Here is a 17,515-nt window from a genome sequence, read left to right as displayed (position 1 = left end):
GGTGAATCTTATCAAGCATGGTTTGAAGGACAGGGCAAGAAGCGTGGTCAGAAGCCAGTTTTTAAAATTTCTACTTTGTTAGGGGCTTCGTACATAATTGAGCGATTGGCTTACTTACGGAAGGATGCCAACCTGAAGGAATTAATCAAAGAAGTTTCTAGTGAGTTTCCTGGAGATATAACAGCCCAAAATAAGGCTATTGAAGACAGACGCGGTAATTCATTACGTCGGGTAGTTCAAAATTATTTCGGTGGCAAGGACAGTGATGAACCAGTTTTAAACTTCCGTCACGGTCAGGATCAAAATGACTGTAAAGCGCTAAGGGCAGCTTGTGCAAGTCTCGTAACCGAGCGCGATTGTAGGGGTTCTCTAGGGGCGAAAATGTACTTCGCTGCTTGCTTTCTCGGTCATATTACCCCAGGCGATAAAATCAGTGATAAGGATTTGGAACACGTCGCTACTACTCTTGGTTATTCAGATTATTACACTACTAAACCTGTAGGCTTTCCCGGCGATCTGCCAAGAGAAAAGATCGCCAATGTTCGGGTTAAGTCTTCAGACTTAGAAGCTATTCGCTACCTGCAAGAGCAATTAGAAGCACCTAACCATCAGTCAGTAGTCAGCGAGTTGATTAAGTCTTATAACAACCGTTTAGATACTGTCACGCTACTAGAGTCAGCACAGCAAAAATTAGCCCAATCAGAAGCACAAGTTAAACAGCTACAGGAAACCAATGACCAGTTAGAAGCACAAGTTAAACAGTTACAGGAAACCAATGACCAGTTAGAAGCACAAGTTAGACAGATACAAGAAAACAATAACCAGTTAGAAGCCGCGAATAACCAACTACAACAAGAGAAAGATGCTACGGAAACCAGCCCACCACAACCCCAAACAGTTACCCTCAATGTCACAGAATTAGATTCTTGGCTGGAAAAGAAAGTTGTTGAGATGGTAAGTAAGTTAACTCTTGGGGGAGCATTGAACGCACCTGCTACCATTGCCACACCAGCCAAAGTAGCCCCACCAAAGGAAGAGATTGACTGGCAAGCCAAGACCGATGCCGAGGTGTGGGGGAGCAAAACGGCTGGGGCAGCTGTAGAAAAAATTCGTAGGTCTTATCAGGCTATCTGTCTCTACAACGATACTGTGGCGACTGGAGACGGCGATCGATTGGCAATTACTAACCAAGCGCTCAGAGATTTATCAGGCTGTAACGGTCTGCTGATCAGAGATTGGATTGAACAGCACAAAGATGAAATAATCAGCCATAACGCCAAGTTCGGCATGGAAAATAAGAAAGACCCCAGTAACCCTGCCAGCTATGCCAACAAAGGGAAGGACACAGATAAAATCCTGTTGCTGATAAACGATGAGTTCCTGAGTGGTGAAGGCTTTAAGGCAGGAAGGAATTAAAGTGGCTAAAGGGCCATAGTTTCATAAGTTGGTCGAGCGGTGATTTTTTACCGTGTGTGATTTGAACCAATGGCAAAAGCTTACAGCTACGACCTACGCCATAAAGTCATTAAGTTTCTTTGGAATACTAACTGTGGGTGCCACTCCTACCCCCAGATATACATGGTAGACTAACTTGTGCCAAAGTCTACTAATGCAAATAAATGTTTCTAATTAATGCAATTAAATGCATTAATTCGCTCTGATTATATCCTAGTTAATATAGGTATGCTCAATTGCATAGCAGCATTCTATAAGAGACGATAAATGCGTAAAACATTAATAGCGGCCGCGATGGCCACAGCCACAATATTAGGTGTAAGTGCTTTGCCACTGAGGACATTGACACAAGTTACCCCTTCCAAGAAATATACGCAAAAATGTGGGGTCCCCCCCGGCGGGAAAGCTAACGTCTGCGTTACGGTGACTTGGTTGTACTTTACCTATGAAGGAACATCTGTGCGGGCATCCGAGGTTAAATATGTAAATGACGGAAGAAACAGCACTGCGGAGTTTAATCCCAATACCTTCTTATCTTACACTGTCAACCGTGGCACGTGCGAACGCCCGTACGTAGGCGTCCAAAGATACGGCTCGGTTAACGTAGGATCAGGAGGAACCCGAAACATCCCCTACACCACACAATTCTACCCGGGATTCCGGTGCCCTGCCTTCAGTACGCTAGTCAATATAGGCGGAGGTAAGACCCTGCGGCTGATCTCCCGATGGTCTGATCCAGGTATTTAAAGTTTCTGATTAACTCTTTTTTCTTGGTAGCAATTACAGTGTCTTAAGAATTTATATGTAAACTTTTGTAATAAATTTGAAACTTCTGCGAAAAATTTGAGTTTTGGGCTGAGATCAGGATGTAAGCAGTTCAAGAGGTAAATATGGCAAGCTTATCTAATCCTACACTGCAAATAGATCTTCTTACAGGTTCAGATCCTAATGTTACTGCAACGGTCAATGTCACACTCACTCCGTTTGAAAACTTTGTTGTTAGCCAGGGGCTGGTTAATTTACAACTCGCAGTTAAACTAGTTGGAGAAGATGGCAATTTCTTCAACGGAGGAAATGATGATTTGTACTTCTTTCCAACTAAAAATTTTACCAATGCAGGGATTAACACTTTTCAAGCATTAGTCAGCCTTGGAACGCTGGATGAAGATATTGGAAACGATGAGATATTCGCCAATTTTACCCTCCAAAGCACAGAGCAAGCTTTTCCAGTGAATACATCGATTAACAGCAATGTTATTGTAATTTAAACCATAATTCTCCTAATTTCGTCGGAAGTTTTGGTTAACTGGCAAAACTCAAAAAAGATAGAACATATAGCAATCCGAATTAAACTGTAAGAAAATCAGATGAGTAAAAGTACATATTTATAAGCTTTTCAGCCTTTTGATTTCTCACAAATTATTTAAGATTGCTATAGAAAACAGCGCTAACGAGCCTACACCCTAACGATCAAGCCTAACAACATACGCCAATTACGGGAATTGATGAATAATTCTGAGGACAGTTTACAGGATAACGATTAGCCTATTACTCCCAGGCAGCACCAGAATTGTATATTCATTCTTGAAAATTATTTATGGCGATCACTGTGGAGAATTATCTTTTTTAGGTGCGGAAGTTGTGTCAGTACAAAATGAAAGGAATGATTTTCCCAAAACGGGAATGGAAGAATCATAGGGTTTTACACACCCCCAAAAGCCTCATAACCCAGAACTGGCAATAGCTTGAGGGAGCTTTGTCTAGTTTGGCGAAGGTTGATTATTGTCAACGATATCTGCGGTTCTTGCTAGCCGGAGCGCTTTGTATAGGTGCGTAGAGATTGTCTCCCTGCGATCGCCTCCACTCATTCCCTAAGACCTTTTTTTGTTTTGGGAGCGCGGCGGGAACCGGATTAGATGAGGTGATTTTGTTCGCGGTCAGAAACTGAAAATTTTTCTGGTATTAAAACTGAAGTTGGTAGGCGATCGCTATTGTTGTCAAAAAAATTTGGAGTATCGCGGAAAGGGTGGAACTGTTCGGTAAGCGATCGGGTTGAGTGGAAAAATAGGTTTGGAAAAAGACAGTTTCCATAACCTATTTTTTAACCCTATCGCTTACTATGCATAAACTACAGAAGCACGACAAAAGCATCGGCCGTAGGGGAGCGAGAGCGATCGCCAAAAATAACCTCCTTCTTCAGGATGTGTTTTTACGAGTGTAGTATGGTTTTAATGCTTACTGTGAGGTTGTTTCACGCTGATGTCGTCAAAGCTGCATAAATGCTCGACCATTGCCGTCGAAATACTGGGCTTTGTGACAAGCTTACGAATGATGGAATACTCGGACTTGTCAATACTACATCTTTGTCCTTCTCCAAACTATCGAAGATAGCTTGGCAGAATTTTTCTAGTTGTGTCAGGATCATCACGTCAATGATTTATCAATTACTTTCATTGACTTTACGGTAGCAGTGTTACTGCTGACTGCTTTTCTCTAGCCTTTTAGTCCAAAGTCCAGATTGTTAATGTCACCAATTTTTATCTCCTTATTTCTTCACTGCCAAGGTATTCCAGAACAACGGAGATAGAGTTTTTGACCAGGGCGGATTAAGTCAGGATTTGAACCAATTTTGCGTTTATTGTCCTTGTAAATTTGGGTCCACTTATTACCCTTTCCACAATATCTCTTAGCTATTTTGAATAGTGAGTCCCCACGTTTTACGGTATACGTATAGCCTCCTACTATACTTGCTTCTTCCTGCTCATTGATCCTAGAGAAAAGAAGTACATTATTAATAACTTTACTTTCAGACATATTGCGCTCCGAAGTTTAGTTGATGTGTCTTTTTGATTTTAGAGGTAGGCTTGAATAAATCCAGCTATATAAAGTTATAGGTTGTCCTATCTAGCTTAGAAGATGTTTTAAAAAGGTCTTTGCTCTTATTGCTAGCACAGTAAAGCTTAATCCAGTGCAGAACTGCAAAATTATACCTTTCGGGACTTTTAGAACATCTTCTTAAAGTTAGTTATGTGTTACAGAAATTTACATAAATGGATTTATTCTACTGAATCTATGTGTCTATTAAATTTGTAAACCTCTACTTTATTTTGCAAGTTGAGTCATGACTTTTACATAAAAAATGGAGTTTTTTTACAAATATTTATTTTAATTCGAGAAGCTTGCAACTTTCTGGAAATTATGAGTGTTATAAATATTTTAAATTGGTAATAATTTCAATAAGTAAGTCGGCACAATCAAACCCATATATGTTTAGTTTTGTAAAAATTATGGAATGGCTAGTTTCTAAGCTACTTGTTGATTTTACATTTTGTCACATAGCTTAATTTTTTTTGTCCAACTAATTTAAAAAAATAGTTTTGTTGATTTTTATAATCATAAGGTATGTCTTTTTCTGTTTCATGCAAAAAAGCCGGAAAGAATTGTTAATTATCCAAGAGTCATGGAAGAGGATTATATGAATATTAAGCTAGCTAAATCAGGTTTCTTAGTACTTTGCTTGACCTGCGCTATCACCATAACTTTAGTATTCGGAAATATGCCTGGGAGTTCTCATGAATCTTCCTCACAACCGAATACCGCGTCAACTTCTAGTTCAATGATGAATTCCATACGAGAGTGGAAGGGCTTAATCCAACCTTTCTTAGTAATGACACTTGAATCACCGTTGCCAAGCCTGTACCCTGGCACAATACTACCAGGAATACGTTTCCCAGATTTGGGGCAAGAACACGTGGAAATAGGTACTTCAGTCATTTATAACTCAAATCCACCAACCTCCGGGCCGCACTACCCGTACCCAGCAGCGTGGGGTATATACAAAGAACCGCCCGCCGATGGATTTTTAGTACATAATTTAGAACACGGTGGAGTAATTATTAGCTATAACCCTAAGCAAATTAAAGATCAAGAGTTGACCCAGCTACGGCAACAGGCGCGATCTTTGAGCGACTTTAACGCACGTGTTATCCTGACACCACGGCAGAACCTCGACACAGCAATTGCACTTACCGCTTGGAATTACTTGCAGGAGCTTGACCGTTACAACTCTACAGCAGTAAAAGTCTTTTATGATACGCATATTGTTCGAGGCCCTGAATGCCAGGAAGGGCTATGTCCGGGCTAATGGTTTGTTCCATGAATAATGTTGGTTAACAGATTATTTGTCGCCTTAACAAATTAATGCCGTTCTCTCATAAACTTCTAAAGTCAGGTCTAGTTAAAAAGTTGTAAGATTTTGAGCATTCCTCACAAGGTGTGGACTAGCGATCGTAGTTAAAACTGAAAACCTTACATCATAATGTTTTTTCGATGGCATCAATTTGTTAAAACGACAAACAATCTGTTAACCGACACTCATAATAGTGCCTACTCATTTTGCTGTGGCGTGTTGTGAGATGAATGAGTATTTAGGCTACCGTCGAAGGTATAACATCGGTGAGTATACCTTTTTTTGAAAGCGGCTTTGCATGAAATCGATTTTTAAAAAGCGGTTTTGCATGAAATCGACATTTAATTTTAAGACTACTTACACCGCCAGTTATTTTTATCGCTTCGGCATCATCTATTACTGTGAACAAACTTTTCTTTTCTAGCTTTGTATTTTTCACGTAGATTATCCTAGACAGAATGCTGAGATAGTACCATTCTTTTTTCGGAAACTACGCACGAATTCGCCTCGGCTACTCCCACACCCCAATTAATCTCAGCTCCTCACCACCGCATCGCACGGGGTTTGTTTTTGGTGCGATCGCCTCCACTCATTCCCTAATACCTTTTTTTGTTTTGGCGGCGCGGCGGGGAGGCAATTAGATGAGGCGATTTCATTCGTGTAGAAAATTTGAGTTTTCAAAAGTGGTGTCAAATTTTGGAGGAGCGATCGCCAAAAATAACCTTCTTCAGGATATCGTTTTACCTGTGTAGTATGCTCTTAATCGTTGCTGTGCAATTGTTTCACGCTGATCTCGTTAAAGTGGAGTTTACCGACATCCACGCCCAAACCATTAAGGGTTTTGACAAAATCTTGACACTCTAGAAAGGCTGTACGAACAAAGGCTGCCTCTACAGATTGTAAAGCTTTCAGCCCAGGTCAGTATAGCTCTTGTTTATATAGCTGTAACTTCTAATTGTTTGAGGAAAGTGCAAGGTTTGAGTTAACTTTGCTTTAGCTGTTTACGTCTTAATACTGAACCAGCACTGAAAGTAGCTATTGACAGTAGCGCTGGTAGCAATGTAGGTTCGGGAACAGATGTAGCTTTTTCATTAAAGGTAAAGTTATCTAGCGCAAACTGTGTCCCAATACCCTTCTCTGTAAGATAGTCTGGCTCAACTCCGCCAAATGACTTGAACCTTAATTCATCAATACCAAAATAATCAAAATTAACTAAAGTTGGCTGTGTTGTATCTACAACCACAGTCTTTGAATACAAGGTTGCGCCGCTCTTAAAACCTTCTACAGTAACCGACAAACCATTATTCCAAGCAGCTGTGAGGTAAGCACTGTTGAAGTCAAAAATACCATCACTTACTAGGGCAGGGTCTCCAAAACTGTTGTAGGCCACGTAGTCTCCTGACACTCTACCATTGTCATAGCCTGAAAGTGAGATATTATTCTGCGAACCATTGGAGTAGTAAAAATTATCCCAATTAAATCCACCGTAACCATTAGGAATTAGATCATAGTCTTGAATAGGTGCTATATCATCAAATGTTAAAACAGTTGCTTGTGCTACTGCTCCTATACCCAAAACAATGGCTGTTGCTGCGATTGCAGCAGTCGATAATTTTTTCGCAAAAGTTGAAATACTCATGTGTTAGTAGTTGTAACTCCTGATAAGTCTGTGTTTTTTATCACACTTTTCAGAATATACACGCTCTTTGCCACGTAATTGAATTTATTTGAAATATAGAAATCCTACTTGAACTTTCCTCAGTATACTGACAAGGAAAGCATTGTATGTCAAGCTTCTAGGCAGCTAGTCGTTCAACAATTTTTTCGCAAAAAGCAAAAATTTTATTACAAAAATTTACATACGAAGCGTAAAAATTTAAGTAATCGCACCTTCCTATTGCTCAATACTGAATACCCAATGGCCTATGCCTCCACACCGCCAAATTGACGCCGTAGCACCCTTGCGTCGCCCAGGTTTATTTTTTTTTGAGATTGGGCGCGATCGCCCCTCCCTTCCCTCATCCCCAATACCCAATGCCCCACTTAAATCACAAGTGGGGTTAATTTTGCGATTCTAGGCGGCTGTATGGTCGTGGCTGTGGTGATTGTAACTGAAAACTGGTGTAGGCGATTGTGGCGGCGGTGGAGGGGTGCGTAGCTTGTTACCAAAGGCGATCGCCCAATGACTAATGACTAACACCCAATGCCCGATTCTAGATGCCGAACCGAACGTACTACAAAGAGCTAGTTTTTTGGGGTGAAGCTATCTAAGTATAAAAACCCAGTAATGTATAGGATTTGCATCGCTACCTCTTAAGTTTAAGTATTCAGGATATATTTAGGGGGGTAATTGCCGATTAGCAACTTTTTTTCGCATTAAGCAAAATGCGGTTTTTGTAGCATAAATATATTACAAGGGTGAGGATTTTAGTATAGCCAAAGAGACGCCGCGAAGCGGTCGTCGTTAGCAACGCAGTTGCCAGTCAAAAATAGGGTGAACTTGCCCATGCCGTTGTTAGACGGCGCCTAGCCCCGACACAGCTACTGCTTATTCAGTTACCCACTCCTCATGTTCTGGCTTCATGCACTGCTCCGACCAGGCTTCAAAGCTCTCATAGATGGCGGTCACGGGCCACGGCGGCATCTCCGGACTCCTCGCCCACGTCAGGTGAACCACCGTGACCCGGCCAGAGCCGTCCGAGAGTTCAAACAAGGCGTCGTCGGAGCCACCATGCCGGCCGATCAGCTTTACCGGAACGCCGTACAACTTGTGCTTGGGTGAAAGCTCCATCTCAAGTTGCCGCTCGAACGTCTCGCGAAAATCGGGGGCCTGTCCTTCCGTCGCCCACCACGGTTCTAGCCATTTCATGCTTGCACCTCAAGCCGCCTAACTCCCATAAACCGACATTTCCCTCGTAACCATTTTCTCAAATGCCCCGAATTGTTCTACTTTAGTACTTAATGAAAAGCTTATATAAAAATTCACGCAGTCTCGTAAAACCTTTTTTTGTTTCCCCTTGACAAAACTAGGGGAAAACTCGATAAGTATTAGACTTACGCCGCGTAGCGATCGCACTTCACCTGCCCACTTAACCAAATTCATCCCTAGCAAGCTTTTTAGGCTTTTCTATCCATCGAACTCACGTTAAGTAATCGTCGCCAGCAGGTAGAAGCCCGCCAGCCACGGCGTCAAGCGACGTGGGATTAACGTTCAATCCTTAGATAACATCGATACCCACTGTTAGAGAGTTGCCTCCCAAGTTATTGAGGATAAGGTCGCCAGAGCCGCCAAACGGGTCAATGCTGCCGGAGGAAGCCTGGGCAAAGTCGATCACCAGATCGCCGTTGACATTACGTACACCACGATCACCAGCCTCGATAGTGTTGCCAAAAACGCTCCGAATCTGCTGTATAGCAGAAGCAGAAGGTAATTCAGTGAGACTTATTTTGTCCCCTCTAGTGAAATCCTGGATGAGATCGTTGCCCTCTCTACTATCATAAAAAAAGGTGTCATTGCCGAAACCGCCCGTGAGCGTGTCGTTGCCCAATTGGCCGAACAACCTATCATTGTTCTCTTGGCCGAACAGGGAGTCGTTGCCGCCTGCTCCAAGGACAGTATCATTACCGAGACCCGCAGTAATGATATCGCTCTGGCTGGTGCCGTTAATACTATCGTTTCTGAAAGTGCCGTTGATGGAAGCCATTTTCGTGTCCTTATAAGTAAAGTAATTGAAGTTTGCAATTCTAATTAAGGTTAAACTTTTCCAGCAATTTGCACAGCATGAAAAAGTTTTATAAAGTCGTAACTTAAAAACTTAGAAATTGTCTGATTTAATTAATTAAGTTAGGAAAAGTTGTAAAAAGTCGGTTTTGAGAAGAAGTGTCACAGTTTAGCGCTCTTTAAGACATCGGTAACTTTAAGCAAGTATTATCAAGCGATTATAAAGATTCAAAAACAGAGTTAGTGCGATCACTCCTTGCCCTCCCCTCTCCCCTCTTCCCTCATCCCCAATGCCCTACTCAAAGCCTGAGTGGGGTTAATTTTGGGATTTTAGGGGTGTGTATGGTGCTGGCAGTGGGATTGTAGCCGAAAACTGGTGTAGGCGATTGTGGCGGTGGTGGAGAGGTACGATCGCTCCCAATGCTCAATGCCCAATACCCAAACCAAGAAAAGTAAATGTAAAGCCAGTGGGGATGTTCCATCCCCTCGTGTTTTTATATATATAGAAAAAATTACTAGGGTATGGAACGCCCTCTAAGCCTTGCCTGTAAGCTTTACAGCCGATAAAAATTTTAAACAGTATTTAGATTAGTAATGCAAACCCCACATTGTTTTAGACTAAAGTACTGTAGCCCAAAGAGCCATCTGCAAAGACAAAATTCTCAAAGCCCGTAGTAGAAAGTGTAATAACATTTCCATTGTTATTGAAGCTGATGTTAGCAGGGTTTAGAGTATTGCCCAAAATTACACCAGAAAAAGTGAGTTCAGAGCGATTGAAAGCACTGAGGTCTAAGGTATCAAAACCTTCTTCACCATCTACAGTCCCAGTACCAAACCCTTTAAAGTAGTCATTTCCAATGTCTAGATAAATGTTGATACCGCCACCAATAGTAACTTTTTGTTGAACTTCATTGATGGTACTGGTGGATGTAATAAAGTCATTGCCATCACCAGTCTTGATAGTTCCTTCTCCATAAATGCCATAGGCAGCACCACCAATTGTTGCTGTAGCCTGTCCGGTAAGAATGTCACAACCATTCCCAGTATCAATTACTCCGTCGTTGGAGATGCCTATAACCTTGAGGCTATAAGCTAAAGCGTTGCCAGAACCAGTAATAGTGTCATTTCCGTCTCCGGTATCCAGTAGCCCAGTGTTGCTGATCCCAGTCCCTCCGCCGTTAACGTTAATGGAGTAGTCGCTGCCGCTCTCCCCCTTACCACCCTGACCAGTACCAGTGATAATGTCATTTCCGTCCTCCGTATTCAGAATCCCAGTGTTGCTAATGCCAGTCCCTGTACCCCCGTAGCCGGCATAGTAGTAGCTTCCGTCTCTGGTGGTAAAGGGACTGAAAGCCTTACCAGTGCCGCCCTGACCAGCACCAATAATAGTGTCATTTCCGTCCCCCGTATTCAAACTCCCACTCCTACTGTTGGCAATGCCAATCCCATCACCGCCGTTGCCGCCATTGAAGTTTCTGTTCTCAGGGCTCTCCTCACCCTTACCACCCTGACCAGTGCCAGTGATAGTGTCATTTCCTAAGCCTGTAGAAATGAAACCTCCAGTTAAAATATCAATCCCAATTGCTGGAAATTTATTTAAATCTTCCCCTACTATTGTGTCGTCACCAGCAGTGCCTGTGAAATTGGGTCGAACTGTAAATTTGGGCATAATCAAAATCCTCTAAATTTAGATTAGTATTGAGCTTCTAAGTAGAGCAGCCTTGGCAAGCAGGATAGATATAGACGAATTAGTGAGCGGGGTAGATGATTTTCTCTCTTGATTTGGCGACGCTCAAACAATAGCTGCAACCTGTTATCCTCTTTACCTGTTATGCAAAATGCTTAAGCGATAGGTATGACCACGCCACCACAGCCACGCAGACGATTGATGAGCGTGCGATTACTTTCTTCGCGGACGGGTACGCCATCGCAAATCAAGTAAACCCCAATTAATGCTCATCAAGCAAGTACCTGCTTAATTTACGTTCGGCGTACAAGTTTTATGCAGAACCAGCCAATTGTTTACAAAAGTTCATGAAAAAATCCTGCCTGATAATTTGACAGCGTAGTGTCTGTTAAGTTTTCAGTTCCAGAGCATTAACTTTTTCATAACCTAACCACGGGAATTTATCACCAGACCACCTCGCTAAACTCGCGCTCTGACCACGCCACTGCCACGCCAATGTTGCAGCGATTGCAAAGCAGTACAGCCGCCTAGCAAAAATAGATTGGAGGTTTTGGGGTTTTGGTAGTCATGGTCTGGTAGTTATATTTTGGTAGTCACGAGGATTAATATCTATTTATTATTTATATAGAGGTCGTGACTACCGTATCAAATTCTGATACAAAATGAGGGGATATTCAGTGGTGACTACCAAATAATGTATAAAAACCAGTCTTAACAAAGCAGTACAGTAGTTAGGCTGCGGGGCATAAGAGTTATGCCAGAAGAAAATAATAAAGCATAACTATTTTGAGGCGATCGCAAAGCAGGAGGCGCGGCGGGAACCCAGAATATATCTGCCACCAATACATAGGCAGGGTAGGCAGTAGCACAGGGCTAGGAACTGATCCAGAGGTCACAGAAGCATATCAGAAATGGGAAAATCGTAAGCGGTTAGACGCACTTGATAAAGCACTTGATGAGATAGAAAACGCGCTTATCGGAGTTATGCCAAAAGAAAATAATAAAGCATAACTACTGAAGTGATGATGTAACCGATTGGCGATCGCAGGTTTGAGGAGTTAACAAAAGAGTAGGTTTTTGGGTGGCATGAACCACCCGTTTACTTATAAGAAGGTGGTTTCTTATAAGCAAGATTCTGATAAATGAAGAGCAGCGCGTCGCTATAATTATCTTCCCCCGAATCTTGATACCCTTGTGCTGCTAGTCTTAAAAAATATACTGCTGTTTTTCTTTATATTACGAGTAGCTAGCGAGGATCAAATTTTAAATATGGCTTTTGAGCAAATCGAAGCATTTTTAAAGAAAATGCAGTCTGAACCTGAACTTAAAAACGAGGTGCTTGCAGCACCAACCGCAGATGATGTTGCGCGAATAGCACTCTTGCTTGGTTTTGAATTTTCAGGTGATGAATTATTGAGAATGTCAGGTAAGAAAGTTGGCAGCATTACTGTTAGAAAAACTGATCTTCCTGGAGAGTACAACTAGGGATCACGCGAGAATTTTTGAAAAAGGCAGCTATGCTGAGGGATGAATAGCGATCGCTTTTAGCTTCTCCCCAGGATGACAAATAAGCCGCGTAAATGTGGTGAATGGGCAAAAATAAGCCAAGTTAGGAGATTAAAGGGACTATAGGCGATTGTGGCGGCGGTAGTAGGTGCAATCGCCCCTTCCCCCTTGTCCCTCATTCCCGAATACCCTTTTTTTGTTTTGGGTGCGCGGCGGCCCCGCACTTGATGAGGTGATTTTGTTCGCGGTCAGAAATTGGAATTTCAAAAGTTACGCTAATTTTTCAGATATTAAAACTGGAGTTGACAGGCGATCACTACCTTTGCCAATCTCGTTAAAGGCTCAATTGCCGACTTTTTTGGATTCTACATTGTTGATTCAATTGTAGAATCGCCCCAAACCAGGGTTTGAGGTGATTCAATCTAAGACAATATTCCGCTAATGCTTAGTGTAAGAGCGTTAGCGGGATTTTATGTGAAATGGTTTTCTCGCAACTTAAATGAAAGCAACATAAAATTTTGCATCAAATCATAAGCGTGTGTGGAATTTCTGAACCATAATAAAAATATGATTTTTAAAAATCCTTTCGGACTTTAAATGCCTTGAAAAACAGCAGAATTATCTACTTTCATCCAAGGCAAACGCATCTAAATAACTCTTAATAACTGACGAAATTTGTAGGGCAATTACATTAACTGAAAGAGGCTGTCAATAACCGCCGTAAGTCTTCAATCACTGGGATTGACCTAGTAGCCAGCTTCCCCTTCGTGTTTGACTTCCTGATAATCAGCCGGGGTCTAAAGTTTCCCTTGGGTGTATAGATATCTTGGGTCAACAGGGTACAGCATTCACGGATTCTACAGGCACTAAACAAATGAAAACAAACAATATTTTAAGTACAATACTAGTGCTAGGAGTTGTGATAGGCGGTGTTTTGCCTGAAAAGGAAGCCTTTTCACAGACAACTCAAATTTGTGATTCACCTTATGACCTTCCAAAAGAGTTTGTTATAACTCAAAAATCTTATAGCAGGCAGTGTCGTTCTTACAATAGTACTCTTCTAACAATTCAAAATGCTAGTATTCTCCCACTTGGTAGTTCACTAAGGATCTGTAGCCCATTTTTTCGCCCAGATGGTTTTGTTGTAACTGGGAACTCCCATAGTATTACTCAGTGTGGTATTCCTTTTAGTTTTTATAATGTTGTAACAATCACGCGTGCTGATGGCTTACCTCTTAATAGTTTATTAGATATGTGTTCTTCATCTTCATTGAATCTAACAGGTTGGATTATAATTCAGAGATCCTTTAATCCTAAGTGTGGTGGTTCAAATCCTTTTAATGTTGTAACAATCAAGCGTGTTAGGTAATTAGTTGGGGTGCGACTTTTCCCACCCACCCGCCAAATTACACCCCGTATTGCCTCGTGTAGCACGTTTCATGTGGGTATCTCGCTCTACACCACTTCTAGTCACTGGTGACAGCATAGACAACGCCGCCGCCGCACCTAACACCTGTTCGTCGGTCACTTCCAAGTATCTCTGCAACTGCTCTAAATTTCGATGCCCTTAGAAGCGTTCGCTGGGGTGGACGCTACCTCCATGACTCTGTTAACTGGTACGCCTGAAGCTATGGGTACTCACGCCGATTATCCCAGCTTGTTTGCTACTTTTACTCCTACAAATCCAGTTGTAAAAATTTGAAACAAAAAAAGACATAGTGCAGAAAAGTTACCGAGTAAACCTTGATAAGAAGATAGAGGTCTAAAGAAAGACCTAGATGATTAAATCAGGAGAACAAAACCTATGCTTAAAATTACAGACTTGTTTGATAACAAAGATTTTATTGAGTTAAAAGAATCTGAAGAAGAGAAAATAACAGGCGGCGCAAATTACCCCACCTACACCGTAGAGCGGGGGGACACACTATCTGAGATAACTGAAATTTTCTATGGGGATGGCACTGCTTCTTGTTACAAACCAGTTGCTAGGCGTAATGGCATCTCAAACCCCAACTTAATCCGCCCTGGAAAGAAAATTAAAATTTATGATTATGTTGCGGGATGTGGATATAGCAGGCTAAGCGAAGCTTAAATGTTACTGAGTATCCCTCTTTCAAGAAACACGAGTCGAAACCCTTATAAATATTAAATTTTTCGATTTCGAGTGTTTCTTTCATTCATAACCGGTGGCGATTGCCGCCAGTACGTCTGCTCCTAAGAAACCGTATTTGCTTGGGGCTGAGGAACAAGCTCAAAACCTAAAGCTAGGGTCAATGCAACACGATGCGCGTTTAGCTCTCTAGTGCGATCGCTTGCCGCCGTAGGCATCGCTCCCAATATTCAACACCTAAAAATAGATTGGAGGTTATGGGGTTTTGGTAGTCAGGTCTGGTAGTCACGATAATTTGGTAGTCACGATGGTTAATATCTACTTATATAGAGAGCGTGACTACGGTATCAACATCTGATACAAAATGCGGATATTTTCAGTGGTGACTACCAGTTTTCGTATAAAAATCAGCATTATCAAATCAGTACAGAAATGAAGTGGTTGCCCGTAGTCACGCCAAGAATTCAGATTGGAGATTTAGGGTTCTGGTAGTCATGATGAATTTGGTAGTCATGATGATTAATATCTATTTATATAGAGAGCGTGACTACGGTATTAGAACTTGATACAAAATGTGGCTATTATCAGTGGTGACTACCAAATAATGTATAAAGTTCAGCATCAATTTAAGTAGTAAGAAGTTGAAAGAGGGGCGCGGTCATCTCATAGGGAAAATGAGGGCGATTGCTTTATTAAAGAAATTTGGAGAGGATAGGAGCGATCGCACTCTTGGTGGACGGTTACTCCATCGCCAAACCTTGTTAGCGCGGTTATGGGAGTTATGCTTTAAAATTTCCAATAAGCATAACTTTTATGATTGCCATGAGCAACACCTCCGGCACACCTAACGACGATGGCTTCGCCAACATCTAACGGCGATCGCCAACCATAGGATTGCCCAAGCCAATTAAGCAAATCGCCGCTAAAATTTAATGGATGGAAGTTGAGGGAGTAGTGGTGGGAACGCTGTGTCGCCATGCAGTCCAAAACTCAGATTCCCTGCACACCACCCCATCAACTTATATAAATAAGGCCAGTAGTGTGCAGCCCCAAAACCAAAGACTACCTGCACGCTACCCCATCAACTTATATAAATCAGACAAGTAGTGTGCAGTCCCAAAACCAAAGATTACCTGCACGCGATCCCACTAACTTATATAAACAAGACCAGTCGTGTGCAGCCCCAGAACCAAAGATGACCTGCACGCGACTCTCTCTATTTATTAAAACCAAGGTGGTGCTGTGCAGTCTAAAACCAAAGATTCTCTGCACACCATACCCCTAACTTATATAAATAAGGCCAGTAGTGTGCAGATCGAAAAACCAGACAAAGAGGCTTTTGACATCTCAGAGTTAAATCTTGTTTACTCAATAAATCTTAGATCAGCCGAAGTCAAATTTTCTCAATATAGGAAATTAACCCAAGCGATACGATCGCCTACGGCGGGCGGTACGCCATCGCGGGAGACGCGGCACGCCACCAGTCAAGCCCAGCATTTTAACCAATAACCGCGCTGACGATTTGGTGCGACGATTTGGTGCGATCGCCATAGCCAAATTCCGCTAGCGCGGTCATAGGAGTTATGCCTTAACATTTTTAAATAAGCATAACTTTTATAAGTGCCATGACTGATACCTCCCGCACGCCTAATGGCGATCGCTTCGACCAAATCATAGAGAAGCTTCAGGAATTAAAGGAAATCAGACAGCAGTTAGTCAATGAACCAATGTCTGAACCTGGGATCTGGATTCATCAATATGAGGTGCGGAAGCAATACAAAAAAGGTGGCGAAGTTTATTGGTACGTGTATGCCAAATGGCAAGCGAATGAGCCTATTTTCAAGAGGAACCCAAAAGCTAGGCTAAAGGGCATTGTGAAGCGCGGCAAGAATCCAGAATACACCTGCCACCAACACATAGGCAGGGTAGGCAGTAGTACTGGGCTAGGAACTGATCCTCTTGTCACTGAAGCATATCGAGAGTGGGAAAATCGTAAGCAATTGGATGCGATCGACAAAGCACTTGAACAGATAGAAGCCACGATTGTCGAAGTTATGCCAGAAGAAAACAATAAAGCATAACTTTTAAGACGATAACGCACCCCTTTACTTTCCCAAAACGGGAATCTTTGACTACTGTCCACTGGGCATTAGTATTGCAGAGATGTGGAAAAATGAGCAAACTATTGTAAATACGTAACCTGTTATGAGTTACCAAAAAAAACTAGGATAACAGGATGATGGGATTTGACTAGAGATTGGGATGGCGATGGCGATCGCCTACCGGACAGGCGAGACGCGGCAACAGCCGTCGTCGTCAGCAGCTACAGCTACGCTGCCAGTCCAGCCTTCACGCTGCCCCTATGTCATTGCAAGCGAAACGATCGCCTACGGCGGGCGGTACGCCATCGCAGAAGACGCGGCAGCAGATGCCAGCCCAGAAAGACTACGCATCTAGATGAAATTACCAGATATAGTAATTGCTCAAGCCAAGGCGTAGGGCGCAAGGGCGCACCCGTCCTACAACGATCGCCTACCGAAGGCATCTCATAGCCAGCCCACCGTACATGGACAAAACTGGCAACCTGTTACTTTGAACTTAACCAGATACTCTCGTAACCTGTTATGCTCTACACAGCATTAACAGCATGAGTTTAACTATAACGCGCAGCAATCCTCTGTAAGCTTGAAACCGTTGTCCCGAAAGGGTTCTACATACTTGCGGTGAGCATCGCTCAAACGCATAGATGGATGCCCATCTAACCTGTTAACGCAGATATATTAATGTTTTAACAGGACACCGCAGACATATAAGGATGATTGTCCGTTAATTTAAATTAACGGACAA

General features: G+C 42.3%; 23 protein-coding genes and 1 pseudogene. 11 read left to right on the top strand and 13 right to left on the bottom strand.

Going from position 1 to position 17,515, the window contains the following annotated elements:
* The coding region (locus H6G96_RS37670; protein ID WP_190919345.1) for a hypothetical protein at positions 1-1,416 on the top strand (1,416 nt) is incomplete at its 5' end.
* A 929-nt stretch (positions 1,417-2,345) separates the two neighbouring features.
* A complete protein-coding gene (locus H6G96_RS37665) occupies positions 2,346-2,723 on the top strand; it encodes a hypothetical protein (protein ID WP_190731394.1) in 378 nt (125 codons plus the stop codon).
* Positions 2,724-3,417: 694 nt separating this feature from the next.
* Here the strand turns inward: H6G96_RS37665 and H6G96_RS42695 are convergent.
* The 3 genes and pseudogenes from H6G96_RS42695 to H6G96_RS37655 form a co-directional block, all read right to left on the bottom strand.
* Positions 3,418-3,546 carry a hypothetical protein gene (locus H6G96_RS42695; protein ID WP_277933077.1) on the bottom strand — a complete coding sequence of 43 codons (129 nt, stop codon included), beginning with the start codon at positions 3,544-3,546 and terminating at the stop codon, positions 3,418-3,420.
* 175 nt (positions 3,547-3,721) lie between these two features.
* Positions 3,722-3,880 (bottom strand): annotated as a pseudogene (locus tag H6G96_RS37660) (transposase); the annotation flags it as partial.
* Positions 3,881-4,008: 128 nt separating this feature from the next.
* Complete coding sequence (locus H6G96_RS37655) at positions 4,009-4,269, bottom strand: LysM peptidoglycan-binding domain-containing protein (RefSeq protein ID WP_190919343.1); 261 nt, start codon at positions 4,267-4,269, stop codon at positions 4,009-4,011.
* 661 nt (positions 4,270-4,930) lie between these two features.
* Here H6G96_RS37655 and H6G96_RS37650 point away from each other — a divergent pair.
* Complete coding sequence (locus tag H6G96_RS37650; RefSeq protein WP_199339862.1) at positions 4,931-5,599, top strand: DUF3105 domain-containing protein; 669 nt, start codon at positions 4,931-4,933, stop codon at positions 5,597-5,599.
* 283 nt (positions 5,600-5,882) lie between these two features.
* Here the strand turns inward: H6G96_RS37650 and H6G96_RS37645 are convergent, their stop codons facing one another.
* Together H6G96_RS37645 and H6G96_RS37640 are read right to left on the bottom strand one after the other, a co-directional pair.
* The gene (locus H6G96_RS37645; protein ID WP_190919341.1) at positions 5,883-6,083 is read right to left on the bottom strand and encodes a hypothetical protein; all 201 of its coding nucleotides are present in this window, start codon (positions 6,081-6,083) and stop codon (positions 5,883-5,885) included.
* 543 nt (positions 6,084-6,626) lie between these two features.
* On the bottom strand, positions 6,627-7,283 hold the full coding sequence (locus H6G96_RS37640; protein ID WP_190919339.1) for a PEP-CTERM sorting domain-containing protein: 657 nt from the start codon (positions 7,281-7,283) through the stop codon (positions 6,627-6,629).
* A gap of 286 nt (positions 7,284-7,569) precedes the next feature.
* Here H6G96_RS37640 and H6G96_RS37635 point away from each other — a divergent pair, with 286 nt between their 5' ends.
* Positions 7,570-7,722: a hypothetical protein gene (locus H6G96_RS37635; RefSeq protein WP_190919337.1), complete on the top strand. Its 153-nt coding sequence runs from the start codon at positions 7,570-7,572 to the stop codon at positions 7,720-7,722.
* Here the strand turns inward: H6G96_RS37635 and H6G96_RS42690 are convergent.
* From H6G96_RS42690 to H6G96_RS37615, 5 genes are all read right to left on the bottom strand, one after another.
* Positions 7,719-7,844, bottom strand: coding sequence for a hypothetical protein (locus tag H6G96_RS42690; protein WP_277933076.1), 126 nt, complete (start codon positions 7,842-7,844; stop codon positions 7,719-7,721). The genes H6G96_RS37635 and H6G96_RS42690 overlap by 4 nt on opposite strands.
* A gap of 348 nt (positions 7,845-8,192) precedes the next feature.
* Positions 8,193-8,513, bottom strand: a complete 321-nt coding sequence (locus H6G96_RS37630; protein WP_190919335.1) for a hypothetical protein — start codon at positions 8,511-8,513, stop codon at positions 8,193-8,195.
* 349 nt (positions 8,514-8,862) lie between these two features.
* Positions 8,863-9,348, bottom strand: a complete 486-nt coding sequence (locus tag H6G96_RS37625) for a hypothetical protein (RefSeq protein ID WP_190919333.1) — start codon at positions 9,346-9,348, stop codon at positions 8,863-8,865.
* A 316-nt stretch (positions 9,349-9,664) separates the two neighbouring features.
* The gene (locus tag H6G96_RS37620; RefSeq protein WP_190919330.1) at positions 9,665-9,847 is read right to left on the bottom strand and encodes a hypothetical protein; all 183 of its coding nucleotides are present in this window, start codon (positions 9,845-9,847) and stop codon (positions 9,665-9,667) included.
* 131 nt (positions 9,848-9,978) lie between these two features.
* Positions 9,979-11,034: a hypothetical protein gene (locus H6G96_RS37615; RefSeq protein ID WP_190919327.1), complete on the bottom strand. Its 1,056-nt coding sequence runs from the start codon at positions 11,032-11,034 to the stop codon at positions 9,979-9,981.
* Between the two features lie 804 nt (positions 11,035-11,838).
* Between H6G96_RS37615 and H6G96_RS37610 the strand changes: the two genes are divergently transcribed.
* The 3 genes from H6G96_RS37610 (at position 11,839) to H6G96_RS37600 (ending at position 13,927) form a co-directional block, all read left to right on the top strand.
* The gene (locus H6G96_RS37610; protein WP_190919325.1) at positions 11,839-12,063 is read left to right on the top strand and encodes a hypothetical protein; all 225 of its coding nucleotides are present in this window, start codon (positions 11,839-11,841) and stop codon (positions 12,061-12,063) included.
* A gap of 258 nt (positions 12,064-12,321) precedes the next feature.
* Positions 12,322-12,537: a Nif11-like leader peptide family natural product precursor gene (locus tag H6G96_RS37605; protein ID WP_190919323.1), complete on the top strand. Its 216-nt coding sequence runs from the start codon at positions 12,322-12,324 to the stop codon at positions 12,535-12,537.
* Between the two features lie 895 nt (positions 12,538-13,432).
* Positions 13,433-13,927, top strand: coding sequence for a hypothetical protein (locus H6G96_RS37600; protein WP_190919320.1), 495 nt, complete (start codon positions 13,433-13,435; stop codon positions 13,925-13,927).
* Here the strand turns inward: H6G96_RS37600 and H6G96_RS37595 are convergent, their stop codons facing one another.
* Positions 13,928-14,086 (bottom strand): hypothetical protein, encoded by a 159-nt coding sequence (locus tag H6G96_RS37595; RefSeq protein WP_190919317.1) that lies wholly within the window; start codon positions 14,084-14,086, stop codon positions 13,928-13,930. It lies immediately after the preceding gene.
* 33 nt (positions 14,087-14,119) lie between these two features.
* Here H6G96_RS37595 and H6G96_RS37590 point away from each other — a divergent pair, with 33 nt between their 5' ends.
* Both H6G96_RS37590 and H6G96_RS37585 read left to right on the top strand, forming a co-directional pair.
* Complete coding sequence (locus tag H6G96_RS37590) at positions 14,120-14,260, top strand: hypothetical protein (RefSeq protein WP_190919314.1); 141 nt, start codon at positions 14,120-14,122, stop codon at positions 14,258-14,260.
* Positions 14,261-14,362: 102 nt separating this feature from the next.
* Positions 14,363-14,650, top strand: coding sequence for a LysM peptidoglycan-binding domain-containing protein (locus H6G96_RS37585; protein ID WP_190919311.1), 288 nt, complete (start codon positions 14,363-14,365; stop codon positions 14,648-14,650).
* Positions 14,651-15,454: 804 nt separating this feature from the next.
* Here H6G96_RS37585 and H6G96_RS37580 read toward each other — a convergent pair.
* Positions 15,455-15,646, bottom strand: a complete 192-nt coding sequence (locus tag H6G96_RS37580; protein ID WP_190919308.1) for a hypothetical protein — start codon at positions 15,644-15,646, stop codon at positions 15,455-15,457.
* Between the two features lie 438 nt (positions 15,647-16,084).
* On the bottom strand, positions 16,085-16,219 hold the full coding sequence (locus H6G96_RS42685; protein WP_277933075.1) for a hypothetical protein: 135 nt from the start codon (positions 16,217-16,219) through the stop codon (positions 16,085-16,087).
* Positions 16,220-16,293: 74 nt separating this feature from the next.
* On the opposite strand from H6G96_RS42685, the gene H6G96_RS37575 reads away from it, so the two are divergent.
* Complete coding sequence (locus H6G96_RS37575; RefSeq protein WP_190919305.1) at positions 16,294-16,749, top strand: hypothetical protein; 456 nt, start codon at positions 16,294-16,296, stop codon at positions 16,747-16,749.
* A gap of 165 nt (positions 16,750-16,914) precedes the next feature.
* Positions 16,915-17,220, top strand: coding sequence for a hypothetical protein (locus H6G96_RS37570; protein ID WP_190919303.1), 306 nt, complete (start codon positions 16,915-16,917; stop codon positions 17,218-17,220).
* Positions 17,221-17,515: the final 295 nt, after the last annotated feature.

It is taken from the genome of Nostoc sp. FACHB-892 (assembly GCF_014698795.1).
Classification (GTDB): Bacteria; Cyanobacteriota; Cyanobacteriia; order Cyanobacteriales; family Nostocaceae; genus Nostoc.
The sequence above is the reverse complement of the archived record's forward strand: the minus strand, read 5'-3'. Positions and strand labels throughout refer to the sequence as shown.

Excerpts from the sequence above, each read along its gene's own strand:
- H6G96_RS37665 (WP_190731394.1), top strand. The coding sequence starts at position 2,346 with ATGGCAAGCTTATCTAATCCTACACTGCAAATAGATCTTCTTACAGGT.
- H6G96_RS42695 (WP_277933077.1), bottom strand. The coding sequence starts at position 3,546 with ATGGAAACTGTCTTTTTCCAAACCTATTTTTCCACTCAACCCGATCGC.
- H6G96_RS37655 (WP_190919343.1), bottom strand. The coding sequence starts at position 4,269 with ATGTCTGAAAGTAAAGTTATTAATAATGTACTTCTTTTCTCTAGGATC.
- H6G96_RS37650 (WP_199339862.1), top strand. The coding sequence starts at position 4,931 with ATGAATATTAAGCTAGCTAAATCAGGTTTCTTAGTACTTTGCTTGACC.
- H6G96_RS37640 (WP_190919339.1), bottom strand. The coding sequence starts at position 7,283 with ATGAGTATTTCAACTTTTGCGAAAAAATTATCGACTGCTGCAATCGCA.
- H6G96_RS37635 (WP_190919337.1), top strand. The coding sequence starts at position 7,570 with ATGCCTCCACACCGCCAAATTGACGCCGTAGCACCCTTGCGTCGCCCA.
- H6G96_RS37630 (WP_190919335.1), bottom strand. The coding sequence starts at position 8,513 with ATGAAATGGCTAGAACCGTGGTGGGCGACGGAAGGACAGGCCCCCGAT.
- H6G96_RS37625 (WP_190919333.1), bottom strand. The coding sequence starts at position 9,348 with ATGGCTTCCATCAACGGCACTTTCAGAAACGATAGTATTAACGGCACC.
- H6G96_RS37620 (WP_190919330.1), bottom strand. The coding sequence starts at position 9,847 with ATGGAACATCCCCACTGGCTTTACATTTACTTTTCTTGGTTTGGGTAT.
- H6G96_RS37615 (WP_190919327.1), bottom strand. The coding sequence starts at position 11,034 with ATGCCCAAATTTACAGTTCGACCCAATTTCACAGGCACTGCTGGTGAC.
- H6G96_RS37605 (WP_190919323.1), top strand. The coding sequence starts at position 12,322 with ATGGCTTTTGAGCAAATCGAAGCATTTTTAAAGAAAATGCAGTCTGAA.
- H6G96_RS37600 (WP_190919320.1), top strand. The coding sequence starts at position 13,433 with ATGAAAACAAACAATATTTTAAGTACAATACTAGTGCTAGGAGTTGTG.
- H6G96_RS37590 (WP_190919314.1), top strand. The coding sequence starts at position 14,120 with ATGCCCTTAGAAGCGTTCGCTGGGGTGGACGCTACCTCCATGACTCTG.
- H6G96_RS37585 (WP_190919311.1), top strand. The coding sequence starts at position 14,363 with ATGCTTAAAATTACAGACTTGTTTGATAACAAAGATTTTATTGAGTTA.
- H6G96_RS37580 (WP_190919308.1), bottom strand. The coding sequence starts at position 15,646 with ATGGCGACACAGCGTTCCCACCACTACTCCCTCAACTTCCATCCATTA.
- H6G96_RS42685 (WP_277933075.1), bottom strand. The coding sequence starts at position 16,219 with ATGGCGATCGCACCAAATCGTCGCACCAAATCGTCAGCGCGGTTATTG.
- H6G96_RS37575 (WP_190919305.1), top strand. The coding sequence starts at position 16,294 with ATGACTGATACCTCCCGCACGCCTAATGGCGATCGCTTCGACCAAATC.